Raw genomic sequence first — 23,652 nt, forward strand, 5'->3', positions numbered from 1 at the left:
GGGTTCCACCCGGTGGATTCTGCCCGGCCACTCCCCGACCGCGGGTCCCGCTCCACGGATGGACGCATCCAGGGTGGCGGTCAGGTAGCTGAAGTTCGCCGATTCCCCCTCGCACAGATCAGTTCTGGTGCCGTGGGAAAAGGGGTCTCTCCCCTGGCCCGGGACGGTGCCGGTTCGGCTGTCATACGCATCTTCGCCTGAATTGGACCCACCACGGCAATCCGCTGCACGACAGGCCCGGTGAGCCCTTGTTCCCCGTACCTCGCTCAGCTCGTCAGAGTCCCCTCCACTAGGCTCGGGGCACATGACAACTCGACCGAATTCCCTCCGGCACTGGGAGTACTTCGTCGCCGTGGCCGAGGAGGGCAGCGTCACCGGTGCCGCGGAGCGGCTGAGGCTGACCCAGTCCCCCGTGTCCCAGGGGCTGAAACGTCTGGAGTCGAATCTCGGCCTCGACCTGATCCGCCGCTCCGCCACCGGTGCCACCCTCACCGAGGCCGGCCGGTCCCTGCTCCCGCAGGCCCGGATTCTGGTCCGGGACGCCACGGAACTGCAGAGCATGGCCCACGCCATCACCGACGCCGGGGCCGAGGTACGCGTGGGGCTGGCCCCCTCGGTGCCGCCGGGCATCGCCTTCGACCTCACCTCCGCGTTGCGGGACGTCGGCCGGGTCAGTGTGCACACGGCCGAGGTGTCGCAGCTGGTCACCCGGGTGGGCGAGGGCCGTCTGGACTGTGCCGTCATCGAGGACCCGGCGCCGACGGGTGAGTTGTCTCGCGGGCAGCTGCACGAGGTTCCCCGGCTGCTCGCCGGGCCCGCCGAAAAGCCCGCGACCTGGGCGGCGTTGCGGGGACACACCCTGCTGGACAACACCGCCGCCGTCAGCCCGGCGGCCGCCGGACGCCTGGCCGACGCCTTCTTCACCATCGGCTTGCACCCGGAGACCGAGCTGTGGCCGGACCGGACGGCCCTGGCCGCGCGGCTCGGTGCCGGAGGCGCGATGGTGCTGCTCACCCCCGATCAACTCGGGGGCCTGCCCGCGTTCCCGATGCCGACGGCCTTCCACCTGCGGCTGCGGTGTGTGGTGCCGCCGCAACGGGGCGGGGCCGTCGGAAAGCGGGATCTGCGCGACGTCGTGGACCGTGCCCTGCGGCGCTCCCTCGGGCGTCTGGGAGAGACCGGATGACCAGGAGCCTGCGGGCCCGGATCGGCACCGAATTGGTCGCCGCGGGCTGTGACGGTTGGTGCTGGGCGCACCCGGTCGGCGAAGAGGCGGCCGGCGTCGGGGTCGGCGCCGACAGTCAGACCAGCATCTCGTCGATGTACAAGGTCCACCTCCTGGCCGCCTTCTGCCTAGCCGTGGACCGCGGGCTGCTGAATCCGCTCGACGCGGTGACGCTCAGCACGGATGACGGCCCGGTCGGGACCCCGGGAGTGGGGCTGTTCGCCGATCCCGTGACGATGAGCCTGCGGGATCTGGTGCGTCAGATGGTGGTGCTCTCCGACAGCATCGCCGCCCGGGTGCTGCAGCGGCGTCTCCCACCGGGCCTGGTCGGGGAGGTCGTCTCCCTGGCGAATCTCGAGGACACCACGATCGTCGCCCCGGGCACCACCGAGTCCGAACTCCCGGCCCTTCCAGAGGACGGCTCCGCGGCCAGCGAGGCGATCCGGCTGCTGGTCTCCTACCCCCGGGTCCACCAGGATCCGGCCACCTACCGCTCGGTGAGCACCCCACGCCAGCTGTGCCGCCTGCTGGACTGGATCTGGACGGGCCCGGATCTCACCGGGGTCTCCCGTGCCTTCGCCCGGACCGTGCTCGGGCAGCAGGTGTGGGGCCACCGGATCCCCTCCGGCTTCCCCGCCGGGGGCGTGCGCTTCCACGGCAAGACCGGGACGATCGGCCCCGTGCGCGGCGAGGTTTCCGTGGTGGCCGTCGACGAGGAGGCACCCATCGTCGTCGCCGTGATCACCCGTTCAGCCCGCAGCGGCCCGAACCTCGCGGCCGCGGACGCCGCGATCGGCCGCATCGCCCGGTTACTCGTCGATGAACTGCGCATGTCGCGCTGAGATTTCCCACCGGAGAACACCCCGCCGAGCAGGCGATATTCGTCTCCCGACTGGCCGGAAGTCGTGCGGGAACGTGGTAGCGGTGAGCCCGTGGGCCTAATCTCATCCGGCATGACCACCCGCACCACTGTCCGTGTCTCCGCCCTGCTCGCCGCTACGGCGCTCGCGCTCTCCTCCTGCACCGTGCCCTGGTTCCGGGACGCGGTGGACGAGTTCGTCGCCGCCTTCAACGCCGGTGACGACGCCGGTGCCGCCACACTCAGCGACGATCCCGCCCGGGCCGCAGCCGACCTGGAGCAGCTGCGCGCGGGCATCGGCGGGACCAGCGTGGAACTGGACGCCGGCGGCGAGGAGGACGGCGCCACCGAGATCACCGCCACCTGGACCGTCCCGAATGGCGATGAGTCCACTACCACCGGGACGATCACCCTCTCCGAACAGGACAGCGACCTCATCACCTGGGACAAGCGGATCTTCTCCACGGAGCTGAACGGGGACAGTCGCTTCCTCTACTCCGACGACAAGACCTTCACTCTGCCGGTGACCGACCGCAACGGCACCGACATCCTGTCCTGGACACCTGTCACCGTCGTCTCCGCGGGCCCGGAGCTGATCCCGCGGGCCGGGGAGATCGCCGCCGCCGTCCGCCCGGTCGTGCCGACCTCCACCGCCGAATCCGTCACCGCCCAGATCGAGTCCGGGGACGGCTCCCCGGTGGGGCTGTTCACCCTCCGAGAGCGGGACTTCGCCGTGATAGGGGACGCCCTGCGGGCGATCAAGGGACTGGACCTGCGGGAGGAGGGCCGCATGCTCGGCCCCACCCGGGACACCGCCTCCCCGGTGGACGGCGGCCTGCGCGACTACTGGTCGGAGAAGATCACGGCCGACGCCGGCTGGACCCTCCAGGCCACCTCCCCCACCGGCACGACCATCCTGGGGCAGGTGGAACCGGCGGAGAGCGAACCCGTGCGCACCACGATGGACCTCGGGGTGCAGACGGCCGCGAAGCGGGCCCTGGAGCCGATCGAGCAGCCCGCGGCGATCGTCGCCCTCAGCGCCTCCACCGGCGGGGTTATCGCCGTCGCGCAGAACGACGCCGCCGACGCCCTCGGCCCCGTCTCGCTGAGCGGGCTGTACCCGCCCGGCTCCACCTTCAAGACGGTGACCACCGCCGCCGCCCTCGAACGCGGCACCGTGGTACCCGACTCCACCGTCGCCTGCCCCGCCACCGCGGAGATCGATGGCCGCGTCATCCCCAACGACGGCAACTTCGCCCTCGGGGACGTCTCCATGACGCAGGCCTTCGCCCAGTCCTGCAACACCACCCAGGGTTTCATCTCCCAGGATCTGGAGCCGGACGACATGAGGAACACGGCGGCGCGTCTCGGACTGGGCGTGGACTTCACCGCGCCCGGCATGAACTCGGTGACCGGCTCCGTCCCCGTCACCGAGCCCGGCGCGGCCCGGGTGGAGGCCGCCATCGGCCAGGGCGAGGTCCTCTCCTCCCCCTTCGGGCTGGCCGTCATGGAGGCCTCCCTGGGCAACAACGGCCGGATGGTGCTGCCGACCCTGATCCAGGGTGAGGAGACCACCGCCGATCAGGACCCCGAGCCGCTCGACCCGGCGACAGTGCGGGCCCTGCGCGCGATGATGGCGGAGACGGTGGACTCCGGGACCGCCGCCAGCCTGAGCGACATCCACGGTCTCGGCGGCAAGACCGGGACCGCGGAGGTCGGGGGCAACCGGCCCGCCCACGGCTGGTTCGCCGGCATCAAGGGTGACCTTGCGTTCTGCACCTTCGTCGCCGGGGCGGAGTCCTCGGGACCGGCGGTGGCGGCCACGGGCCGTTTCCTGCGCGATGACGCGATGTCGGAGTGGCGCTGAGCGGACCCCATCACCCGGGCCAACGCTCACGTCGATCCCCCAAAAGTAGTATTAGTGCAGGTCAGCCCCATTCAGGGGGCGGAAGAGGACGTTCCGGACAAAAGTCCGCAATACCTCGGGTGATCACGTCAACTTCTGCGTTAAAAAATGAGGAGTCGTTCACTGTCGGTCAACATATTCGAGAAGGTAACCCGGTGTTTTCACGGGAAGCCGACTGACATGTGGTGAAGATCCAAGGAAAGTGACCATTGACCAGGCAAATTAGTAGTTGTTGATGTCACAATTTGCCTGCTCGAAGGGATCACCTTCAGGGTGAAGACTACCAGCTTCCATGTCGGTACCCCGCTCCTGCTCAACTGTGCTCGAACGCCGGACTCATGTTATTGGCCGCCACCGCCGACGCCGTCAAAGTCGCCGATGCCATCGACGTGGAACTGGCCGAGTGACAGAACCCGAACCTGCTGCACACCATGACCGCACTAGCCCTGGCACTGGCCCTCAGCGGGGACGACGCAGGCGATGTTGATCTCCTGGGCCCGTTGGTGGCCACCGGCCTGGTCGACCAGGTGCCGTCGCACTCCACGGTGCACCGCCGCCGCAAGGAACTCGCCGACCACGACGACGAAGCTGCCGGTGCCGGCACAACCGCGGTGCTGGCCGGCATGAAAACAGCCCGTACCGCGGACTGGACCGCCTGCGGTGCCCGCAACCCCGCCGCCGCGGCCAGCACCGATGCTCCGTTGGTTCTGGACCTGGACGCCACGGAAATCCTCGCCCACTCAGACAAGGAAAAAGCGGCCCCGACCTGGAAGAAGCACTACGGGTTCCACCCGCTGTGCGCGATCATCGACCACGGCGACGGGCTGACCGGTGAACCCGCAGCCGTCCTGCTGCGTCCGGACAACGTCGGCTCGAATACCGCCGACGACCACAAGGACGTCCTCGACCAGGCCTTGGCCGCGATCCCCAACCGCGTCGATGGTCAGGAGTGGGGGAAGCGTTTGCTGATACGCACGGATTCCGCCGGCGGATCCCAGGCCTTTCTGAGACACCTCAACCAACAAGGCCTGGCGTATTCGGTGGGGTTGCCGGTGACCTGGCAGATCGGCGACATCGCCTCCACGCTCGGCGAGGGCATCAAACAAGGCATCATCCGCGCGGGCGGTACGGTCAGCGACACCACGGACGCTTATGTCGCAGACATCACTTCCCGGATGCGATCCTGGGCCGGGGAACCACTGGGCATTAACCTCGACAAATACCCCACAGATATGCGGATTATCATCCGAAGCCCTGACGATGGCCTGGAAGGTACGAGGAGACCTGAATGGGGCGATTTTCCACTCGGATCACGGCAGTGTTTATACCTCTGAGCAGTACCGGAGGTTGTGTGAGCAGTTCGGCGTCACCCAGTCGATGGGAGCGATCGGGACGAGTGCGGATAACTCGTTGGCGGAGTCGTTCAACGCGTCACTGAAGCGGGAAGTCCTTCAGGATGAGCCTGTTTTTCCAAGTCAGCTGGTGTGCCGCCGGGATGTGTTTCGGTGGTGCACCCGGTACAACACGAAACGTTTGCACTCATGGTCCGGCTACCGCTCGCCGAATGCCTTTGAAGCCGCCTGATTAGCTGCACTGACTATCATGATCACCGCCTCCGCGGAACCGCACGGCGGGGCCGTCGACCCACTGCGGGCTGTCCCATTCGTCGAACGCGAGCAGAGCCCCGACACCGCACCGCTGCGTGCGCGCCCAATTGCGACCATTGATTCCGCTGCCCCACACCGAAGCAGTTTCACGGTCGCAAGCGTCGTGCTCGTCGCCGCCCTTGCTGTCGCAGTGGGCGCTTTTCGACGGATACTCCTCCAGGGCCGACCCCGGCATCGCTCCATTCACCACGGCTAAAACTCGCCGCGAAGGTAGTGCACCGAGACCAGATTGACTGGCGTCGCAGCGCTATCAGTAGGTCGCGGTCAGCGCTGCCTCGCGTGTGAGGGCCGGGCCTTCGGGCAGGAGACTGAGGATGCTCCACGGAACGGTGTCCACGTGCAGTGCGCCGACGACGTCGAGGTTGTCCCTGGTATCCACCAGATGGCGCTGACCTGAAGCGGACACGACGTGGTAGCCGGCACCGGTGTCGACGCCGACAGCACCGGAGGCTAACCCGACGAAATGGGTCGCGGGGCTGTCACCGGACAGCTCGACCGATCCTGCGGTCAAGACATCCGAATCTGGGGCAACGAGTGCAACAGAGCCTGACTCCGTCACGCACACGGCCGATCCTTGTGGATCAACCCACTCCGGCGCTTTCTCCGGAACGGCGATATCTAGCGGGACTTGGGCATCCGGATACGCGGCAATCTGGGAGGGGGAAGAGGTTGAGGTGGGTGCGGCGGCGTCGATAAGCAACTGCTTCTGTAATTCCGAAACGGGCTGAATGCCGCCATGCTGTGTGACAGCCCATGCTTCGTCGGTGCCGTCGGCGAGCAACAGGCGCGGCAATGGGTGTGGCAGGCGGACCGGCGGAAGTTCGCGGATCGCGGACAGCACCGGCGCACTGATGTCTGCGCGGACGACCCGCGCGTCGATGCCCAGGGCGCGTCGGATCAGCCTGCCCTGTGCATCGCTGTCTGGCGGGAGTTTTGCGCGCCCCTCATTGGTGAGCATCCACTCGTTGCCGCCCTGAGTAACCGCGACAGCCTGCCCGTCGGCAAGCTGCTGCACCGGTTCCCCGGCGACAACCGTGACACGCTCCTCCCCCTCGCACGCCGACCACGCAGCATCCACCGCATCACCCGGCGCGAACATCGCCGGCGCCGTGGCGATACCCAACGGCACACCGCGCGGCATCTCGGTGAGTCGCTCCTCCCCCACGCGCTGCGGCTCCTCCGCACTGCCTGCGATCAGTCGCGCCGACGTCAGGTTCGTCACCGGGTGCACTACCTCCCCGACCCGCACGTACATCGCCCCGTCATTGGCCCGCAGAATCGCCGCCGCGCCCGGATCCGGATTCGGCCGCAACCACGCGAACAGCCCCGATCCCGCCGCGATGAGCGCCACCGCGACCATCCCGAAGATCGCCGAACGACGCCGTGCCGCCAATGGATCATGAATCATCCGGATATCCCCGTAAATGAGCCCGTGCTCCACGCGCCGGCGCATGAAACGGTGCCCCGAAACCTGCGAACGCGTCGTCGGCAACAGCCTGCGCGCCTGCTTTGTCTCCCCCGAAACGGCATGAGTGTGCTGAGCCATGTGGACGCCCCCGTCGATTAGCAATGGCTTCTTTAAACGACGCTAAGCGCATGCGGGGCGGGCTTCAACCCGAAAATGCGCACTGAAGTGCGCAACGCTATTCGACGCCCGCGGCCGCCAGCTCCTCACTCGTCGGAGTCAGCTCAGGCAGCTCGGTGGAGCCGCCGTTGGCGACGGCGTCGCGCTGGAGTTCCTTGATCTCAGCTGGGGTGAGCTGCGCGTTGACGGCGAAGATGGTCACGCGACCGCGCTGGTAGACGGGCGTGACGCCGGGGGTGGTCCACAGGGCCTTGTCCACCTGCCAGTTTTTGGGCCCGGGCCAGAAGGTGTTGCCGGAGGAGACGATGAAGCGGACGCCCAGGTCGGCGGCGGCGTCGTCGGCGGGCGATTTCTCGTTCGGTCGGCCGCGTTCACCGGCGCCGAGTTGGCCGGCGCGGTCGGCGAGCAGGTTCGAGTCGACGCCCAGGCCGCCGTTGGGCCACAGGTAGTGGCGGGCGACTGTGGGCACGCCGTCGATGGCGTAGGCCCAGGAATACCCGTCGGTGGATTCGCCCATGACTAAGCCCTCGTGAGCCTCCGGGCGGGAGGCGAGCCAGGCGTAGGCCGTGAGCTGGTCGTCGTCGACCATGCGGTCGTTGAGGCGGGAGGCGTCGAAGGACATCTTCGCGCCGTCGACGGCGACGGTGGACGCCCAGGCGCCGGTGCCCCACCCGACGAGAACCGCGAGGATAGCGGAGGCAATCGACGTGCCCCACACCCACGGGCGGGTGCCGTAGCGGGCAGCGACGGGAGCGAGCGTGAACACGCGGATGATCATCGCGGCGCCGACAGCGGCACCGGCGATGACGGTCAGCGCCACGACCGTGATGATGCGGTGCGCGGAGTTGTAGTGCGGGGACCCGAGCAGGGTCAAAAGCGGTTCCCACAGTCCGTCGAACGGGTGCAGCGCATGCGCCGCGCTGGCCGTCATGAGCCCGTAGAAGACGGGCGCCCACACCTGCCCGCGCCAGACCACCATGGCGATCGCGCCGAAGCCGGCGAGCCACAGCAGGATGGTCGGGTCGAAGTCGGGGAAGAACTCGCCCACGTGGCGGGTGCTCATCTTGAACGCCTTCTCCCAGGCCTCCCCTGAAGTGACATTCTCGCTGGCGTCCCAGGTGTTCACCTCTTCGGCCTGAGTCTGGCCGGCGATGAGCTGCGGGAGGAACGCCACCGTCGCGCCGAGCGCCGGAATGGCCAGCCACAGGACATCGCTAACACGCGAGCGGTCCGGGCGCCACACCAGGTAGGTCAGCCAGTACAGCAGCACGGCGAGCACCGCGGACGGGTGGACCTGCATCATGCCTAAGAACGCGAACAGCGTCGGCAGGGCCAGCGCGCGGTAGCGCGGCACCTGGTGGATCAACGCGATGACGATGCCGGACAGTCCGATCGCCACGATGTAGGGGCGCATGCCCACGAAATCCGGGATCCACACCAGCACCGGCGAGGCGTACACCGCGATGGCGGCCAGTCCCGCGGCGATCTGCGCGACCATGCCGCGGCCGCGCGCCATCGCCCACGCCAGACCAGCGGCGCCGGCGGTCAGGGCGAGACTCGGCAGCACGATCGACGCGAGGTTCACGGCTTCCACGGGGGCGAGGTCGCCCGCGCTGGCAAACAGCGCCGTCGCCGCGTGGAAAGCGGAAGGATAGAAAAGATCGATGTGCGTTTCGGGGTTCTGCAGCTCGCCCATCCGCGTGGGCGAGGCAATGCCTTCCTCCATGATGAAGCGCACCGCATTGACGTGCCACTGGATGTCCCAACCCTGGACAATATTGTCCAGCTGGCCGGGCACCTTCGACTGGAGTTCGAGCTGCTTGGCGATCAGCATCCACGCGCCAGCCACGACGCCGGCGCCGGGCAGCACCCACGACGGGTCGGCGATACTGCCGCGCCGCCAGTCGCCCGGCCACAGGGCACGCACCCAATTCTTCGCCGCGCGTTTTCTCGCCCGCCGCGCGAACGCGTAGCGCCACCCGGCCGCCAGACACAGCATGAGCACTAAGAAAACGATGAACGACGGCCACCCGAAGCGGATTCCCATCGCGCCGTACATCCAGCTGCCCAACCCGACGATGCCGAAGGTCGCGGGCAGCGACGACGCGGCCGCAGCGGGCAGTTTCGCGCCCGCGACCCACGCGAAGATCAGCCCCGGCAATGTGAATACAGCGATGGCCAACCACACGGCACCGACTGCATCCATGCGCTACCTCCCGGGGGCGACTCGTTCGGACAATTCCTGCCCAAGCAGTCTATTCCGTCGCCCGGGAAGACTCGGAGTGCACCTCCGAAGCGTCGCGCCGGTCGCGCGTCACTGCAGCGCGAGCTGCGAGTTCGTTATCTGCCGGGTAGTCGACGCCGAGGAGGGTCAACCCATTTGCGGGTGCCAAACTCACCGCGGCAGAGCGTTCCTTCTCCCCCAGCAAAGCCGCGGCCCACTCACCGTCGCGCTTGCCGGAGCCGACGTCGAGACACGTGGCCACCAGCGCGCGGACCATGTGCCAGCAGAACGCGTCGGCGACGATGACCGCCTCGTAGAGCTCGGGTTCCTCACCGGTGGACACGTCGCGCCACTCGAACGAGCGGACCTCCCGGATCGTGGTGGCGTGCGGCCGCGCTTTGCAGAACGCCGCGAAGTCGTGCAGCCCGACCACGGCATTCGCGAATTCTTGCGCCGCGTCCAGGTCCACCTTCTTCGGCCACACCGCGGTGTCCCTCACGCGCAGGGGCAGCGCGCCGCCGTCCGCGGTGGTCACCCGGTAGCGGTAGGTGCGCGTCAACGCCGAGAAACGCGCGTCGAAGCCGTCGGGCGCGGCGGACACTGCCGAAACGCGCACGTCGGGATCAAGCAATTTCGCTAATCGACGCACCAACCTCCCCGGATCCCCCTCAATCGACCTCTGGTCCAGTGACGACACCGGAATATCCGCATGCGCCACCTGCCCGGCGGCGTGGACTCCCGCGTCCGTCCGGCCGGCCACCGTCAGCTCCACCGGGTAGCGCAGGATCAGGCTCAGCGCGTCCTCCAGCACGCCCTGCACCGTGCGGAGCTCTTCCCCACCGGCAGGTTTCTGGCGCGCCCAACCGTGGAAGTCCGTGCCGTCGTAAGCGACATCGAACCGCAGGCGCACCATCTCTTCCGGATCGTCCGCACGGTCACCTACAACGTCGAAATCACTTTTTCCTGCGCCCATGCCCCCAACCATAAATGGCGCCACTAGATGCGTTTGAAATCGCTTCACAAAACCCCAGGTCGTATGTAGCGGTTAACCGCTACGCTTCTTTTATGCTCTTCCTATGCCCCAACTTTGCAACAGCACCAATAAACTGGCGCCCCGGTTATAAGTTGGGGCGCCAAGTCGATGTGCTCGAGTCGGGGGATGTTAGTGGCCGGTGCCAAGCCGGCCAGACAGGCGGTTCAGCCGGTCCTGACTGGGACCGTCGAGCCCGATAATGGACACGGTTTTGCCTCTGTCCTGGAACTTCTGCGTAATCGCGTCAAAGGTCGCGACCGTGGAGGCATCCCAGATCTCCGCCTCAGTGAGATCAATAGTGATATGACGGGCAGAATCGGTGTAATCAAAGCGATAAACCAGGTCATTGCTTGATGCCCAAAACAACTGGCCATGCACCCGGTAGGTACGAGTATCAATCTCTCCATCGCCGTCGCCGTCGATCTCGGAGACCTTTTCAATGGAAGCGATATGTGCCATCCGACGGGCGAACATGATCATCGCGGTGACCACACCCAACACCACACCAATGGCCAGGTTGCTGGTGGCTAGGGTGGCAATAATCGTCACGGCCATAACAATGGTCTCAGAGACCGGCATGAGTTTAAGGGTGCGTGGATGCACCGAGTGCCAGTCGATGGTGCCGACCGAGACCATGATCATGATTGCCACCAGCGCAGCCATCGGGATCATGCCAACGATGTCGCCCAGTGCCAGGACCAGGACCAGCAGGAACACACCGGCTAACAGGGTGGATAGGCGGGTACGTGCCCCGGATTCGCGGACGTTGATCATGGTTTGACCGATCATCGCGCAGCCACCCATGCCGCCGAAGAAACCGGAGGCAATATTAGCCACCCCCTGTCCCCAGGATTCACGAGTTTTATCGGAATGAGTGTCGGTGATGTCATCGACGAGCTTGGCGGTCATCAACGATTCCATGAGACCGACCACGGCCATGGCCAGGGCATAAGGCGCGATGATCTGCAGGGTCTCCAACGTCCACGGCACGTTCGGAATAAACAGGGACGGTAAGGTCTCCGGCATCTTGCCCATGTCCGAGACCGTCGGGACAGTCAAACCGGCGGCAATGACCAAACCGGTGAGCACGATAATCGTGACCAGCGGGGCGGGGATCACACTGGTGAGCTTGGGGAAGAAAATCATGATCACCACACCCAAGCCGACGAGTGGGTAGACTATCCAAGGCACATCAATGAGGTGTTCGAGTTGGGCGGTGAAAATCATAATGCCCAGTGCATTGACGAAACCCAGCATCACCGATCGGGGGATAAAACGCTGAAGTTTCGCCACACCGAGGGCGCCGAGCACGATTTGTAGGACACCGCCCAACAGGACGGTGGCGATGAAATAATCCATCCCGTAACCACGCGCCACAGGAGCAATGACTAGGGCAATAGCCCCGGTGGCGCCGGTGGTCATTGCCGGGCGGCCACCGGTAAAGGCGATCGCAATGGCCATGACTACCGAGGAAAACAGACCCATGGCTGGGTCAACACCGGCAAGGATGGAAAAGGCAATGGCCTCAGGGATCAGCGCCAGGGATACCGCCAGTCCGGCCAGAATCTCTATACGGATACGGGCGGGGGAAGAAAATGCGTAACGGAAGGATGCGATGATCCCGGTAGGGGCATCAGCGCCGTCTGGACTCAGGAGGGGGCGGGGGGCCGCCGTGCTAGTTTCAGTCATAGATGTCCAATCTTTGAGGGGATAGGTAACTGGGCGAACGCCCGAAAGGAATCCAACCCTCTAGTAACTTTAGGTTTGGTGATGGTGGTCATGGTAGCGGGAGTTTTACTCAACCGCCAACCCAGGCACAGGAACCCGTGGGCAACATCACCGTGAAGGAGAACAGGCAATGCAAAACAGTAATTTCAAGATCGGCGAGGTCGTTGACCAGACGGGGTTGTCGATTCCCACCTTGCGTTATTATGACAACGTCGGCCTGATTACCCCATCGGGGCGTAGCCCTGGTGGGTTCAGGCTTTATAGTGAGGCTGATGTACGTCGTGTTTTGCTGGTGCGACGGATGAAACCGCTGGGGTTTACTCTGGATCAGATGCGGGAATTCCTGGAAGCTGCGGAGATTCTTCATAGTTCAGATGGCGGGCAGGACAGTGATACCGCACAGCAGGCACGGAGTAATGCCAAGGCCACCCTTGCCGACATTCGTGAGGAGACGCGCACCCGCTACGAAAAGCTACGCAAGCAAATTGCCTACGCTGAGGAATTCCTCGATCTGGTCAACACCCTGGCACCCTAAACTGCCCCCATCCTTCGCAGGGAGAAAAAGACCATCGTATTGAATGCGCTCTGTCGAATCGCGTTCCAGATGAAGTGGACGAACGCCCGCGGCCTCTCCGGAGTGGATGGCGATAGTACAGAGGACTTCTGAAATCCGTGCAGACGACTCCTCAAAACGACACAGTCATCCAAGGTCACAAAATCGAAAATTGTCACTTAACCCCATCACTTCCAAACCGGCTTAAGTGACAAAATGCCATCGCTAAAGTCCCGATTTGAGTCCCAGGACGTGCGCCTTAAGAGAAATAACTAAAGCCCCTACCAGTGTTTCTCCTGGTAGGGGCTTGGAAGTTGGTAGCGGGGGCAGGATTCGAACCTACGACCTCTGGGGTAACAAGAGCCGTGTCATACTTCCTGCGAACGCCACGGTTGAGCAGTGTCGCCCCCGATACACGAAGGCAGATCTCCCCCGAACTGCCGGCTCCCGTGGCGTTCCTTCGTAAGAGCTTTGCGCGCCGCAGCGCATGCGCGCGATTGTTGACGTGTCACACACTGCAACCTAGTTCCACACGATCTGCACCGATTCAGGGTTAAAGGTCTTGGTGCCGCGCACGCCACGGCGCAGGCGCACCTGGCACAGGGTATTGATGACTCGGCGCTGCACGGCAAGCTCTGCGTTGTCGAAGGCATCCACGGGCGAGGCGTAGCCGGTTGTGTCGAGCAGCGCCGATGCGCCAGCAAGACGGGCACGGCGCGTTTCGAGTTTCTCGATCTGCGGCTCATAACGGTTTCGCGCGCGCTTGAGGTCACGGGCCTCGATAAGCTCCTCATCGTAGTCAGCCTGGACGCGGGCGAGCTTTGCGCGAAGCTCAGCGAGTTCGTCGTCGATGGCGTTGACCTCGTCGTCGTCCACAGTCGGCAGCAGGTCCGCCAGGTCGTCACGGCCAAGGCGGGCGCGGATCACGGCGAGCACAAAATCATCGACGCTATGTGTGCGCACTAATCCACAGGCGGCGCAGCGGTAGCGGTCGGCATGTGTGCGCACGGGGTTGCCACACTCGTCGCAGACATACAGACCCGAGCCGAGATGGCGGCGAGTGTTCCGGCGCTCCTTGTTGGTCAGCCGGTCGGGATCGTCGAGCACGTTCTGCACGCGCCACCACAGATCTGGTGTGACGATCGGCTCCCACTGCCCTTTCACCGGCTCGCCGGTATCGGGGTCGCGGACGATATGCGTGACACGGCGGTATTTGTTCTTCACGCCTTTGCGCTTGGCCTTCTTATAAGTGGAGTAACCCGCATACACGGGGTTGCGCAGGATCGAGTGCAACGACGTGTAGGCCCACGGCTGCGCGTCGGGAACCGGCTTTTCTTCCTGGCCTTCAGCGCGGCGTCGAGCGTTGCGCTCTGTGACCACGGTGTACATATGGCGCGGCGTGGTCGGGATATCCGGCAAGCCCGGTTGATCGACCCCAGATAAGGCGCGCGCAATGTCGCGCATGGAGTTGCCCCTCTCGACAGCGCGGAACATACCGAGCACGGCGGCGGCTTCGGATGGAATGATCTCGCCGGTGGAGGTGTAGCCGATAGGGCGCACACCGCCGGAGTACCAGCGGCCCTGCTCGGCGCGTTGCTGTTGCGCACGAGACTGGCGCATGCTCTTTCGCTCGATCTCGCCGCGTGCCACGGCTGCTTTGATGCGCGCGTACATTCTGCCGCCGTCGGTGGCAAGGTCAGCATCACCGTTCGCAGTGACGAGTTTCAGCCCCTGCTCCTCTGCCCTGTCGATCCACTCTTCGAGCTGCCAGGGCTGCCGTGTGAGGCGGTCGAGGTCCCAGCAAATGATCGCGTCGATCTCGCCGCGCTCAAAGGACGCCACCATCGCGTCGTAGTCGGGGCGGTCCACGTCCTTCTTCGACGCGGAGATCGACTGATCGACGTAGGTATGCACGACGTCCCGGCCGCGTTGCTCGGCAAGGGCTTCGCAGTCCTGGCGCTGCCGGTCGATGGCGAGGCCGTCCATGGCAGCATCGAGCGAGATACGGAGGTAAATAGCAGCACGTGTTGTCATGCCGCTAACACTAGCGCGCCTCAGGTTACATTGAAACGAAACTCCACCACGTCACCGTCAACCATGACGTAATCCTTGCCCTCCTGGCGCACCTTGCCGTGAGCACGCGCCTCGGCCATGGAGCCGAGTTCGTCCAGGTCCTCGAAGGCGACGATCTCGGCCTTGATGAAGCCCTTCTCAAAGTCGGAGTGGATCACGCCGGCCGCCTGCGGGGCGGTGTCACCCTTGTGGATGGTCCAGGCGCGCGCCTCCTTCGGACCGGCCGTGAGGTAGGTCTGCAAACCGAGGGTGTCAAAACCGGCCTTCGCCAGCGTCTGCAGGCCCGGCTCGTCCTGGCCGACGGCGGCGAGGAGTTCGGACGCGTCTTCGTCGTCAAGCTCCAAAAGCTCGGTCTCTGTCTGGGCGTCGAGGAAGACTGCGTCGGCGGGGGCAACGACGTCGCGCAGCTCCTGCTTGCGGGCGTCGTCGGTCAGCACGTCCTCGTCAGAGTTGAATACGTAAAGGAAGGGTTTGGCCGTCATCAGGTGCAGGTGGTGCAGCAGGGAGAGATCGATTTCGCCGGTCTTGGAGGCGGCGAACAGCGTGCGGTCGCTTTCGAGCACGGCCTGGGCCTTCTTCGTCTCCTCGGCCTGCGCGGCGATGTCCTTGTCCTTGCGGCCGTCCTTTTCCAGGCGCGGCAGGGCCTTCTCAATGGTCTGCAGGTCAGCGAGGATCAGCTCGGTGTTGATCACGGCAATGTCGCTCGCGGGGTCGATCTTGCCGTCGACGTGGATCACGTTGTCGTCGCTAAAAGCCCTGACCACCTGGCAGATCGCGTCCGCCTCGCGGATGTTGGCCAAGAAGGCGTTGCCCATCCCCTCGCCCTCGGAGGCACCCTTCACAATGCCGGCGATGTCCACAAAGGACACGGTGGCGGGCAGGATCCGCTCAGATTCAAAGATCTCGGCCAGGCGGTCCAGGCGCGGGTCCGGCAGCTCCACCAGACCCACGTTGGGCTCGATGGTGGCAAACGGGTAGTTGGCAGCAAGCACCTCGTTGCGCGTCAGTGCGTTGAAGAGGGTTGACTTACCAACGTTGGGCAGTCCGACGATTCCAAGTGTAAGGCTCACGTCGGCCTATCCTAGCCCACTTCGCCTCCTCCCCCGACACGCAGGGGGTGCGAGCGCTTTGGATGCGAGTGGGGCACAATAGTGCGGGTGAGTAGCAGCAAGGCAAACACCGAAACCGTCACCGACCCCCAGGACACCGCTGCGGTCGAACGGGAGGATCGCGTGGACCGCGGCGTGGTCATCAACTCGTGGGTCAAGGGCGCCGCGATGTTGACGCTGCGCCTGCTCATCATCGCCGTGTTCCTGTTCGCGTTGGGCAACCTCATCGGCGCATTCTGGGCCGGCGTCCTGCCGATCGTGCTGGCGCTGATCATCTGTACGGTCTTGGCCCCCATCGCGTCGTGGATGCGCAACGCGGGCCTGCCGTCCGGCCTCGCCGCGACGATCACCCTGCTGGGCTTTTTCGGCCTGCTCAGCGCAATTGCCCTGCTCATCGCCCCGGACATCGTCTCGCATTCCCGTGTCCTCTACCTGCAAGCCCTCGAAGGCATCCAGCGCATGCAGCTGTGGCTGCAGGGTCCGCCGCTCAACATGGACCCCGACGACCTCAGCCAGGCGATCAACGAGGTCGCCCAGTGGATGCAAAACCAGGCGGGCGCGATCGCCGGCGGCGTCTTCTCCGGCCTGGGCACCGCGGCGAGCCTCATGGTCTCGCTCATGGTCCTCCTTGTGCTGACCTTCTTCTTTCTCAAGGACGGGCACCGCTTCCTGCCGTGGGTACGCTCCGCCACGGGCGGCCGTACCGGCCTCCACGCCACCGAGCTACTCACGCGCGCCTGGAAGACGCTGAGCGGTTTCATCGTCGCGCAGGCCATCGTCTCGCTCGTTGACTCCGTCTTTATCGGCCTCGGCATCGCCATCGTCGGCGTACCGATGGCGTTCACGCTGGCCGTCATCACCTTCATCGCCGGCTTCATCCCGATCATCGGCGCCGTCACCGCAGGCGCCCTCGCCGTCCTCGTCGCCCTCGTCTCCCTGGGGTTCACCGAGGCTCTCATCGTCCTAGCCATCGTCTGCGCGGTCCAGCAGCTCGAGGGCAACGTCCTCTCCCCCATGCTGCAGTCGCGCGCTATGAACCTGCACCCGGTCATCGTCCTGGTCTCCGTCACCGTCGGTGGCGGCCTGTTCGGCCTCATCGGCGGCTTCCTCGCCGTGCCCGCGGCCGCGATGATCGCGGTGTGCTACCGCTACGTCCTGGACATCCTGCGCATTCACTCCGGCGAGAAGTTCGCAGCCGAGCTCGACTTTGTCACCGAGGAAGGCCGCACCATCGCCGAGATCGAGGAGAAGGAGTCCGTCCACGAGCGCGCGGAGTGGCGCAAGGAACGCCAGTGGACCGCCCCGCCGGTCGTCGAGGAGCTCGAGGCCGACGAGCCCCAGGGGTCGTCGAGCTGGAAGAAGCTTATCGACGCCCACGAAAACTCCCGATTCGCCAAAATGTTCGGAAATTCCGACTCGGAGGACGAAACCAAGGATTAGGTGTTCGGTGCATGTGGTTAACTCGGGCGCATGTCTACCGCCACCGCATTTCTCATCCTGGCCACAGGCCTCCTCCTCGGCTTCATCGCGGGACTGTTCACCGGTATGAGCTGGCTCAGGCGCAACACCCCCACGCCCGCGCCGCCGACGGACCTGGCGCCCGTCGCCCGTGCACTCACCCAGCTCCAGGACCAGCTGGACGAGCTGGACAAGGACCAGGCCGTCGGCCGCAACGCGCTGGCCAGCCAGGTCCAGGCGATCGGACGGACCTCTGCCCGGTTGGGCGACCGCACCGATCAGCTCATTAACGCCCTGCGCAGCCCGCAAACACGCGGGCGGTGGGGCGAGATCCAGCTCCAGCGCGTCGTCGAGCTCGGCGGGATGGTGGAGCACGTCGACTTTGACGTGCAGGCCCACCTGCGCGGCGGCGTCGACACCCCTGGCGTCCGCCCCGACATGGTGATCCGGCTCTCGCAGGGCCGCAACGTCGTGGTGGACGCGAAGGTGCCGTTCTCCTCGTACCTAGACGCACTGAACACGGAGGACCCGGAGGAGAAGCAGGCGTACATGCGTCGGCACGCGCACTTGCTGCGCCGCCACGTGGACACGCTCTCATCCAAGTCCTATATCCAGGCGTTCCAACCCACTCCGGAGTTTGTGGTCATGTTCGTGCCCGCGGACCCGTTCCTCGACGCAGGCTTGACCATCGACCCGGAGCTCCTCGACTACGCGCTTGCGCGCGACGTGGTCATCGCCACCCCCACCACCCTGTTCGCGCTGCTGCGCACGGTAGCGCTCGGCTGGCGGCAGGACTCGGTCAATGAGAAGGCGAAAGAGATCCAACGGCTCGGCGCGGAGCTACACACTCGCCTGCGCGTGATGGGCGAGCACTACAACAAGGTGGGCGCCTCGCTGGACAAGGCCGTGGAAGCATACAACGCCACGCTGGCGTCGATGGACTCGCGCGTCATGGTGACCGCCCGGCGGCTGGAGGATATGGAGGTGCCCACGGGCCGCGCACACGCCGCGCCGCTCACGCCTGCCACATCGCGTCCGCAGCACGCTGCCGGGTAAACTGACTCACCGTGTCTCACGTGATCCGGAATACCAACGCCCCGTCTGCACCCTTCCAGGGCCTGCCGACAGGCTCTGCCATTGGCATCCAGTTCGCAGCCCTCGTGACCGGAGCACTGCTGTGCACCATGATCGGCCAAATCGGTTGGCCGTTGCTGGCCTGCTTTGCCGTCGGGGTCATCCTGGTCACCACCGTCGTCGAGCCGAAGGGGCTCTTCCTCACCGTGGCGTCCGCGCCGATCATGTTTGTCATCGCTGTGTTGGCTACGGGGTACGTGCTCTCGCGCAGCCAGATCGCCAACGGAGGCACCTCCTCGCGCGCCGCACTACTCACGGTGTTTTACCCGCTCACGGAAGTGTTTCCCGCGCTGTTCACCATCACAATCGGCGCAATTGTCATCGCGGTGGTCCGCTACAAATTGGTCGAGCGGCAAAACCGTGCGCGCGCCCGCTCCGAGAGTGCGGAGCGCCACCGCGTCGCAGAGAGCAACCAGCGCACCTCCGTGCAGAGCCGCCGCGCGCGCGAGCGCACCTCGAGCGTGTCCGTGCAGGAGCTGCTCAACCGCGCGAAGACCGAGCGCGAGAAAAACCCGCGCCCGCAGCGAACGCGGGGCGGGTTGAACGACAACCTCTACGACTAGCGCCTAGCCCGCGGTATTTTCCTTCGTGCGCCGCGCACGCAGATCGCGAGGCAGCGCGAACGTGATGGTTTCCACCGTGGTGGTGACCTCTTCGACGTCGGTGTAGCCGCGCTCCGCAAGGAAGTCCACGACCTGGCCCACCAGGATCTCGGGGACGGACGCACCGGACGTGACACCGACGGTGTTCACGCCCTCGAGCCACGCCTCGTCAATCTGCGAGGCGTAATCCACCAGGTGCGAGTCTTTCGCACCGGCCTCCAGCGCCACCTCGACCAGGCGCTTGGAATTCGACGAGTTCTGCGAGCCGACCACCACAACCAGGTCTGAGTCCGCCGCGATCTTCTTCACCGCAGCCTGCCGGTTTTGGGTGGCGTAGCAAATGTCATCGCTCGGCGGGTCCTGCAGGTGCGGGAAGCGCTCCTTGAGTTTGGTCACGATCTCCATCGTCTCGTCCACGGACAGCGTGGTCTGGGAGAGCCACACCAGCTTCTGGTCCTGCAGCGACTCCGGCAGGCTCTCCACTCCCTCGACGCCGTCGACCAGGTGCGTCACCTCCGGTGCCTCACCCGCGGTGCCCTCGACCTCCTCGTGGCCCTCGTGGCCGACGAGCAGGATGTGGAAGCCGTCGCGGGCGAAGCGCTTCGCCTCGTTGTGCACCTTGGTCACCAGCGGGCACGACGCGTCAAGCGTGCGCAGGTTCAGGTTCGCGGCGGACTCACGCACCGCCGGCGAAATCCCGTGCGCGGAAAAGACAAGGTGTGCGCCCTCCGGCACCTCGTCGGTCTCATCAACAAAAATTACACCGCGCTGCTCAAGGGTCTCCACAACGTACTTGTTGTGCACGATCTGTTTGCGCACGTAGACGGGCGCGCCGTACCTTTCCAGCGCCTTCTCCACCGTCTCTACCGCGCGATCCACCCCGGCGCAGTAGCCGCGAGGCGCAGCAAGAAGAACTTTTTTACCCTGATCAGTCATGGAACCGACAGTACCCAATCTGCGTCTAAAAGAATAGGCGGCTTCGCACGGCCCGGGGCGCTGCGTACGTGGCGGCGGTGGCGTCGAGAAGCGCTCTGCCCGTGTGCCGTGCGAGTGCGCTGTGTAAGTTCGGCTTTGGAAGAAAGGAGAAAAGGTGGCAGAAACCGCGAAAGAGAAGACCACGCCCGAGGCGCCATGGTCAGTCTCCAAGCTCAACACCACCGTGAAGGGGTGGATCGAGCGGCTCGGGTGGCTGTGGGTTGAGGGGCAGCTGGCCCAGATCAACGCGAAGCCAACCTGGAAGCTGTCCTACCTGGTGCTGCGCGACACGCAGGAACAGGTCAGCGTACAGCTCACCGTCAACTCGGGCATGTTGCGCGACATGCCGACCCCGCTGAAGGAAGGCGACCGCGTTGTCGTGCGCGGCAAGCCCGCGTTCTACGCCGGGCGCGGCACGTTTTCTATGTGGGTCACGGAGATTCGCCACGTCGGTGAGGGTGAGCTGCTCGCGCGCATCGAGCAGCTGCGCAAGCAGCTCGCCGCGGAGGGGCTGTTCGACCCTGCCCGGAAGCAGCGGCTGCCGTACCTGCCCACCACGATCGGGCTGATCACCGGCAAGGGCTCGGCCGCGGAGCGCGACGTGCAGTCCGTGGCGCAGCAGCGCTGGCCTGCAGTGCAGTTCCGCACCATCAATACCCCGGTGCAAGGCGCACTCGCGGTGCCGGCCATTATCGAGGCACTCGAGCAGCTCGACCGCAACCCGGACGTGGACGTCATCATCATCGCCCGCGGCGGCGGCTCGGTGGAGGACCTGCTGCCCTTTTCGGAGGAGGCGCTCCAGCGCGCGGTCGCGGCCGCGCGCACTCCGGTGGTTTCCGCCATCGGCCACGAGCCGGACACGCCGGTGCTGGACAACGTCGCGGACCTGCGCGCGGCAACGCCCACCGATGCGGCCAAGCGCGTCGTGCCCGACGTGGCGCAGGAGCGCGCGCTTATCGCGGAGGCGCGCCAGCGCTCCGCGGCGGCGCTGCGCGGCTGGGTGCGGCGCGAGCGGGACAGCCTCGCTGCGGTGCGGAGTCGCCCCGCGCTCGCGGACCCCATGTCCCCCATCACCAGGCGGCGCGACGAACTCGAGCGCGCTCGCACGCAGATTCGCCGCGATGTGACGTACCTGCTGCAGCAGGAGCGCAGCGGCGTGGCGTCGTTACGCGCGCAGGTTGCGGCGCTCGGCCCCTCCGCGACACTCGCGCGCGGGTACTCGATTGTCCAGGTCCTGCCCCGCGACGGCAGCGGGCCGGACGTGGTCACCAGCATTGAACAGGCACCGCCCGGGGCGCAGCTGCGCATCCGCGTGGGCGACGGCTCTATTACCGCGGCCTCGATGGCCAACACACCAGCAGATTAAAGGAGACACTATGGCAGACAACACTTTCGGCGCGGGCGAGGCCGGCGAGAACGCGTTCCCGGACCCGCAGGACCTCAGCTACGAGCAGGCCCGCGACGAGCTCATTGAGACGGTAAAAATCCTGGAGCTCGGCCAGATGAGCCTCGACGAGTCACTTAAGTACTGGGAGCGCGGCGAGGCGCTTGCCAAGCGGTGCGAGGTGCTTCTCGACGGAGCGTCGCAGCGCGTCGAAGCCGCCATCCAATCCCGCTCCGGGGACGGCGACGACGGCAACGCGTCCAATTAACTCTGCGCCGGCAGCGGTGCCGCGGTGAGCGCCGCCTCAATCAGCGCGCGGAACTCCTCCTCGGTGCCGGCGCCCGTGACGAGGAACCGCGACTGCCCGGCGTCGACGGCCCACAGGTCGCGCACGTCGTCGGACGCAGAGGTGTACACCTGCGCTTCCGTGCCGCCCACGTCAACGGAGCGCTGCAGCTCGCGCGGTTTCTGGTCGGCCCCCCGCACCGCCTTGTCCAGCGGGGCGCCCGTCTGCGTCAGCTGGAGGTAGCCCCCGTCGGCCGTGACCCAGCCGACGGTCGGCGCGGGCGCCTGCTCGATCATCGCGCGGCGGGCGGAGTTGGTCACCCAGCCCGCCGGCGCCTCGGGGTACACCACCGGGAAGTCCACGGAGCGGGCCTCCATGTCCAGGAACGTACGCGCGTCGACCTCCTGCACCGGCCCCTGCTCCGGCTTGCCGGGGTTGAACGTGCACAGACCGGTCGCGCCGACCGCCACGAGCATGATCACCACGATCAACACCATGTTGAGCGCGATGTTTCGTCCGTCCTGAAAGATGCGGGTGCTGCTGTTACTTGCCACGTAGGCCAGTATGGCACGCGGCGTGGTCCACCCCCGAATTTGTCAGCCGCCGCGGCCGCAGCGACGCGCGGGCCGCGCATCCGCCCTGCTGGGGTGCATCTTCCCCCGAATTGGTGGAATTCGGTGCCGAAACCGGGCGCAAAAGTGCGACAATGAGACGGTGCGGTGTGGTGTCGGTTCACCCCCGTTGATGTTCGATGCATGTATTTACGCCCAGGAGGCCACATTTCGATGTCTGAATCGAAGTCCACAGAGTACGTCCCCGACCGCAACCTTGCGATGGAGCTCGTCCGCGTCACGGAGGCCGCAGCGCTGGCCTCGGGGCGCTGGGTTGGCCGCGGGAAGAAGAACGAGGGCGACGGCGCGGCCGTCGACGCGATGCGCAAGATGATCAACTCCGTGAGCATGGACGGCGTCATCGTGATTGGCGAGGGCGAGAAGGACGAGGCCCCCATGCTCTTCAACGGCGAGCAGGTAGGCAACGGCGAGGGCGCCCGCGTCGACCTGGCGGTGGACCCGGTCGACGGGACCCGCCTCATGGCGGAGGGCCGCCCGAACGCTATTTCCGTCATCGCCGCTGCGGACCGCGGGGCGATGTACAACCCGAAGGACGCGTTCTACATGAACAAGATTGCGGTCGGCCCGGAGGCCGCCGGCCACATCGACATCACCGCGTCTGTCGCCGAGAACGTCCAGTCCGTCGCGAAGGCGAAGGGCGTGCGCCCGAACGAGGTCACGGTGGTCGTGCTGGACCGCCCGCGCCACAAGCAGCTTGTCGACGAAATCCGCGCCGCCGGCGCCAAAGTCCGCTTCATCATGGACGGCGACGTCGCTGGCGCCATCGCCGCCGCGCAGGACACCAACTCCATCGACATGGCCATGGGCGTCGGCGGCACCCCGGAGGGCGTCATCACCGCGTGCGCGCTGAAGTGCCTGGGCGGCGACATCCAGGGCATGCTGGCTCCGCAGTCCGAGGAGGAGCGCGAGAAGGTGCTCGCCGCGGGCCACGACCTCGACCACGTTCTGACCATCGACGAGCTGGTCACCTCCGATAACTGCTACTTCGCCGCCACCGGCGTGACCAACGGCGACATGCTGCGCGGCGTGTCCTACCGCAAGAACGGCGCCACCACCCGCTCCCTGGTGATGCGCTCCAAGTCCGGCACGGTCCGCTACGTGGAGTCCCTGCACAAGCTGGCCAAGCTGCAGCAGTACTCCGTCGTCGACTACTCGGACCCCACCCACGAGTAGCGCCCCTCCCCCACATCGGGCGGTCGCGAACTGGGACGACCGCACC

The 23,652-nt window shown here is 65.8% G+C and carries 19 protein-coding genes and 1 pseudogene; 12 read left to right on the top strand and 8 right to left on the bottom strand.

Translation table 11 applies throughout. The annotated features are described in order from the left end of the window. The first annotated feature begins 304 nt into the window (after positions 1-304). The 5 genes and pseudogenes from CKJ84_RS01330 to CKJ84_RS12160 all read left to right on the top strand — a co-directional run. Entirely contained in the window at positions 305-1,186 is an 882-nt protein-coding gene (locus CKJ84_RS01330; protein WP_070421285.1) for a LysR family transcriptional regulator, read from the top strand. Next, positions 1,183-2,067 (top strand): serine hydrolase, encoded by an 885-nt coding sequence (locus CKJ84_RS01335; RefSeq protein ID WP_070421284.1) that lies wholly within the window; start codon positions 1,183-1,185, stop codon positions 2,065-2,067. The genes CKJ84_RS01330 and CKJ84_RS01335 overlap by 4 nt, the downstream gene beginning before the upstream one ends. A 111-nt stretch (positions 2,068-2,178) precedes the next feature. After that, complete coding sequence (locus tag CKJ84_RS01340) at positions 2,179-3,951, top strand: penicillin-binding transpeptidase domain-containing protein (RefSeq protein WP_070790720.1); 1,773 nt, start codon at positions 2,179-2,181, stop codon at positions 3,949-3,951. Between the two features lie 470 nt (positions 3,952-4,421). After that, the gene (locus CKJ84_RS01345; RefSeq protein WP_070421282.1) at positions 4,422-5,324 is read left to right on the top strand and encodes a transposase; all 903 of its coding nucleotides are present in this window, start codon (positions 4,422-4,424) and stop codon (positions 5,322-5,324) included. Then, a pseudogene (locus CKJ84_RS12160) lies at positions 5,230-5,574 on the top strand (integrase core domain-containing protein); the annotation flags it as partial. The gene CKJ84_RS01345 and the pseudogene CKJ84_RS12160, both read left to right, overlap by 95 nt. A gap of 333 nt (positions 5,575-5,907) precedes the next feature. Here the strand turns inward: CKJ84_RS12160 and eccB are convergent. The 4 genes from eccB to CKJ84_RS01375 form a co-directional block, all read right to left on the bottom strand. Beyond that, positions 5,908-7,203: a type VII secretion protein EccB gene (gene eccB, locus CKJ84_RS01360; protein WP_070421280.1), complete on the bottom strand. Its 1,296-nt coding sequence runs from the start codon at positions 7,201-7,203 to the stop codon at positions 5,908-5,910. Between the two features lie 97 nt (positions 7,204-7,300). Continuing rightward, on the bottom strand, positions 7,301-9,448 hold the full coding sequence (locus CKJ84_RS01365) for a DUF6541 family protein (protein ID WP_095545703.1): 2,148 nt from the start codon (positions 9,446-9,448) through the stop codon (positions 7,301-7,303). Between the two features lie 49 nt (positions 9,449-9,497). Continuing rightward, entirely contained in the window at positions 9,498-10,379 is an 882-nt protein-coding gene (gene truA / locus CKJ84_RS01370; RefSeq protein WP_083279290.1) for a tRNA pseudouridine(38-40) synthase TruA, read from the bottom strand. A 249-nt stretch (positions 10,380-10,628) separates the two neighbouring features. Next, a complete protein-coding gene (locus tag CKJ84_RS01375) occupies positions 10,629-12,188 on the bottom strand; it encodes a SulP family inorganic anion transporter (RefSeq protein ID WP_063938611.1) in 1,560 nt (519 codons plus the stop codon). A 169-nt stretch (positions 12,189-12,357) separates the two neighbouring features. Here CKJ84_RS01375 and CKJ84_RS01380 point away from each other — a divergent pair, with 169 nt between their 5' ends. Then, positions 12,358-12,762, top strand: coding sequence for a MerR family transcriptional regulator (locus tag CKJ84_RS01380; protein ID WP_005293770.1), 405 nt, complete (start codon positions 12,358-12,360; stop codon positions 12,760-12,762). 540 nt (positions 12,763-13,302) lie between these two features. Here CKJ84_RS01380 and CKJ84_RS01385 read toward each other — a convergent pair. After that, on the bottom strand, positions 13,303-14,814 hold the full coding sequence (locus CKJ84_RS01385) for a recombinase family protein (RefSeq protein WP_095545704.1): 1,512 nt from the start codon (positions 14,812-14,814) through the stop codon (positions 13,303-13,305). Between the two features lie 20 nt (positions 14,815-14,834). Continuing rightward, positions 14,835-15,923 carry a redox-regulated ATPase YchF gene (gene ychF / locus CKJ84_RS01390; protein WP_095276806.1) on the bottom strand — a complete coding sequence of 363 codons (1,089 nt, stop codon included), beginning with the start codon at positions 15,921-15,923 and terminating at the stop codon, positions 14,835-14,837. An 87-nt stretch (positions 15,924-16,010) separates the two neighbouring features. Between ychF and CKJ84_RS01395 the strand changes: the two genes are divergently transcribed. The 3 genes from CKJ84_RS01395 to CKJ84_RS01405 are packed head-to-tail and all read left to right on the top strand — an operon-like array spanning position 16,011 to position 19,117. Continuing rightward, a complete protein-coding gene (locus CKJ84_RS01395; RefSeq protein WP_369801143.1) occupies positions 16,011-17,402 on the top strand; it encodes an AI-2E family transporter in 1,392 nt (463 codons plus the stop codon). A gap of 30 nt (positions 17,403-17,432) precedes the next feature. Then, positions 17,433-18,476 carry a DNA recombination protein RmuC gene (locus tag CKJ84_RS01400; protein WP_095545705.1) on the top strand — a complete coding sequence of 348 codons (1,044 nt, stop codon included), beginning with the start codon at positions 17,433-17,435 and terminating at the stop codon, positions 18,474-18,476. Positions 18,477-18,487: 11 nt separating this feature from the next. Further along, complete coding sequence (locus CKJ84_RS01405; protein WP_198949227.1) at positions 18,488-19,117, top strand: DUF6542 domain-containing protein; 630 nt, start codon at positions 18,488-18,490, stop codon at positions 19,115-19,117. A gap of 3 nt (positions 19,118-19,120) precedes the next feature. Here the strand turns inward: CKJ84_RS01405 and CKJ84_RS01410 are convergent, their stop codons facing one another. Beyond that, positions 19,121-20,092: a 4-hydroxy-3-methylbut-2-enyl diphosphate reductase gene (locus tag CKJ84_RS01410; protein WP_095545706.1), complete on the bottom strand. Its 972-nt coding sequence runs from the start codon at positions 20,090-20,092 to the stop codon at positions 19,121-19,123. Positions 20,093-20,246: 154 nt separating this feature from the next. Here CKJ84_RS01410 and xseA point away from each other — a divergent pair, with 154 nt between their 5' ends. Next, positions 20,247-21,497 carry an exodeoxyribonuclease VII large subunit gene (gene xseA / locus CKJ84_RS01415; RefSeq protein WP_095545707.1) on the top strand — a complete coding sequence of 417 codons (1,251 nt, stop codon included), beginning with the start codon at positions 20,247-20,249 and terminating at the stop codon, positions 21,495-21,497. A 10-nt stretch (positions 21,498-21,507) separates the two neighbouring features. Further along, complete coding sequence (locus CKJ84_RS01420) at positions 21,508-21,783, top strand: exodeoxyribonuclease VII small subunit (protein WP_095276814.1); 276 nt, start codon at positions 21,508-21,510, stop codon at positions 21,781-21,783. On the opposite strand, the gene CKJ84_RS01425 is transcribed toward CKJ84_RS01420, so the two are convergent. After that, positions 21,780-22,355: a DUF4245 domain-containing protein gene (locus CKJ84_RS01425; protein ID WP_095545708.1), complete on the bottom strand. Its 576-nt coding sequence runs from the start codon at positions 22,353-22,355 to the stop codon at positions 21,780-21,782. The genes CKJ84_RS01420 and CKJ84_RS01425 overlap by 4 nt on opposite strands. Before the next feature lie 231 nt (positions 22,356-22,586). Between CKJ84_RS01425 and glpX the strand changes: the two genes are divergently transcribed. After that, entirely contained in the window at positions 22,587-23,606 is a 1,020-nt protein-coding gene (glpX, locus tag CKJ84_RS01430) for a class II fructose-bisphosphatase (RefSeq protein WP_095545709.1), read from the top strand. Positions 23,607-23,652 lie beyond the last annotated feature (46 nt).

Origin of the sequence: Corynebacterium sp. NML 120412 (assembly GCF_002285155.1) — a bacterium.
Classification (GTDB): domain Bacteria; phylum Actinomycetota; class Actinomycetes; order Mycobacteriales; family Mycobacteriaceae; genus Corynebacterium; species Corynebacterium gottingense.

What these genes read in the sequence shown, in the direction of transcription:
- CKJ84_RS01330 (WP_070421285.1), top strand. Translation starts at nt 305, where the DNA reads ATGACAACTCGACCGAATTCCCTCCGGCACTGGGAGTACTTCGTCGCC.
- CKJ84_RS01335 (WP_070421284.1), top strand. Translation starts at nt 1,183, where the DNA reads ATGACCAGGAGCCTGCGGGCCCGGATCGGCACCGAATTGGTCGCCGCG.
- CKJ84_RS01340 (WP_070790720.1), top strand. Translation starts at nt 2,179, where the DNA reads ATGACCACCCGCACCACTGTCCGTGTCTCCGCCCTGCTCGCCGCTACG.
- CKJ84_RS01345 (WP_070421282.1), top strand. Translation starts at nt 4,422, where the DNA reads ATGACCGCACTAGCCCTGGCACTGGCCCTCAGCGGGGACGACGCAGGC.
- eccB (WP_070421280.1), bottom strand. Translation starts at nt 7,203, where the DNA reads ATGGCTCAGCACACTCATGCCGTTTCGGGGGAGACAAAGCAGGCGCGC.
- CKJ84_RS01365 (WP_095545703.1), bottom strand. Translation starts at nt 9,448, where the DNA reads ATGGATGCAGTCGGTGCCGTGTGGTTGGCCATCGCTGTATTCACATTG.
- truA (WP_083279290.1), bottom strand. Translation starts at nt 10,379, where the DNA reads ATGGTGCGCCTGCGGTTCGATGTCGCTTACGACGGCACGGACTTCCAC.
- CKJ84_RS01375 (WP_063938611.1), bottom strand. Translation starts at nt 12,188, where the DNA reads ATGACTGAAACTAGCACGGCGGCCCCCCGCCCCCTCCTGAGTCCAGAC.
- CKJ84_RS01380 (WP_005293770.1), top strand. Translation starts at nt 12,358, where the DNA reads ATGCAAAACAGTAATTTCAAGATCGGCGAGGTCGTTGACCAGACGGGG.
- CKJ84_RS01385 (WP_095545704.1), bottom strand. Translation starts at nt 14,814, where the DNA reads ATGACAACACGTGCTGCTATTTACCTCCGTATCTCGCTCGATGCTGCC.
- CKJ84_RS01400 (WP_095545705.1), top strand. Translation starts at nt 17,433, where the DNA reads ATGTCTACCGCCACCGCATTTCTCATCCTGGCCACAGGCCTCCTCCTC.
- CKJ84_RS01410 (WP_095545706.1), bottom strand. Translation starts at nt 20,092, where the DNA reads ATGACTGATCAGGGTAAAAAAGTTCTTCTTGCTGCGCCTCGCGGCTAC.
- CKJ84_RS01420 (WP_095276814.1), top strand. Translation starts at nt 21,508, where the DNA reads ATGGCAGACAACACTTTCGGCGCGGGCGAGGCCGGCGAGAACGCGTTC.
- glpX (WP_095545709.1), top strand. Translation starts at nt 22,587, where the DNA reads ATGTCTGAATCGAAGTCCACAGAGTACGTCCCCGACCGCAACCTTGCG.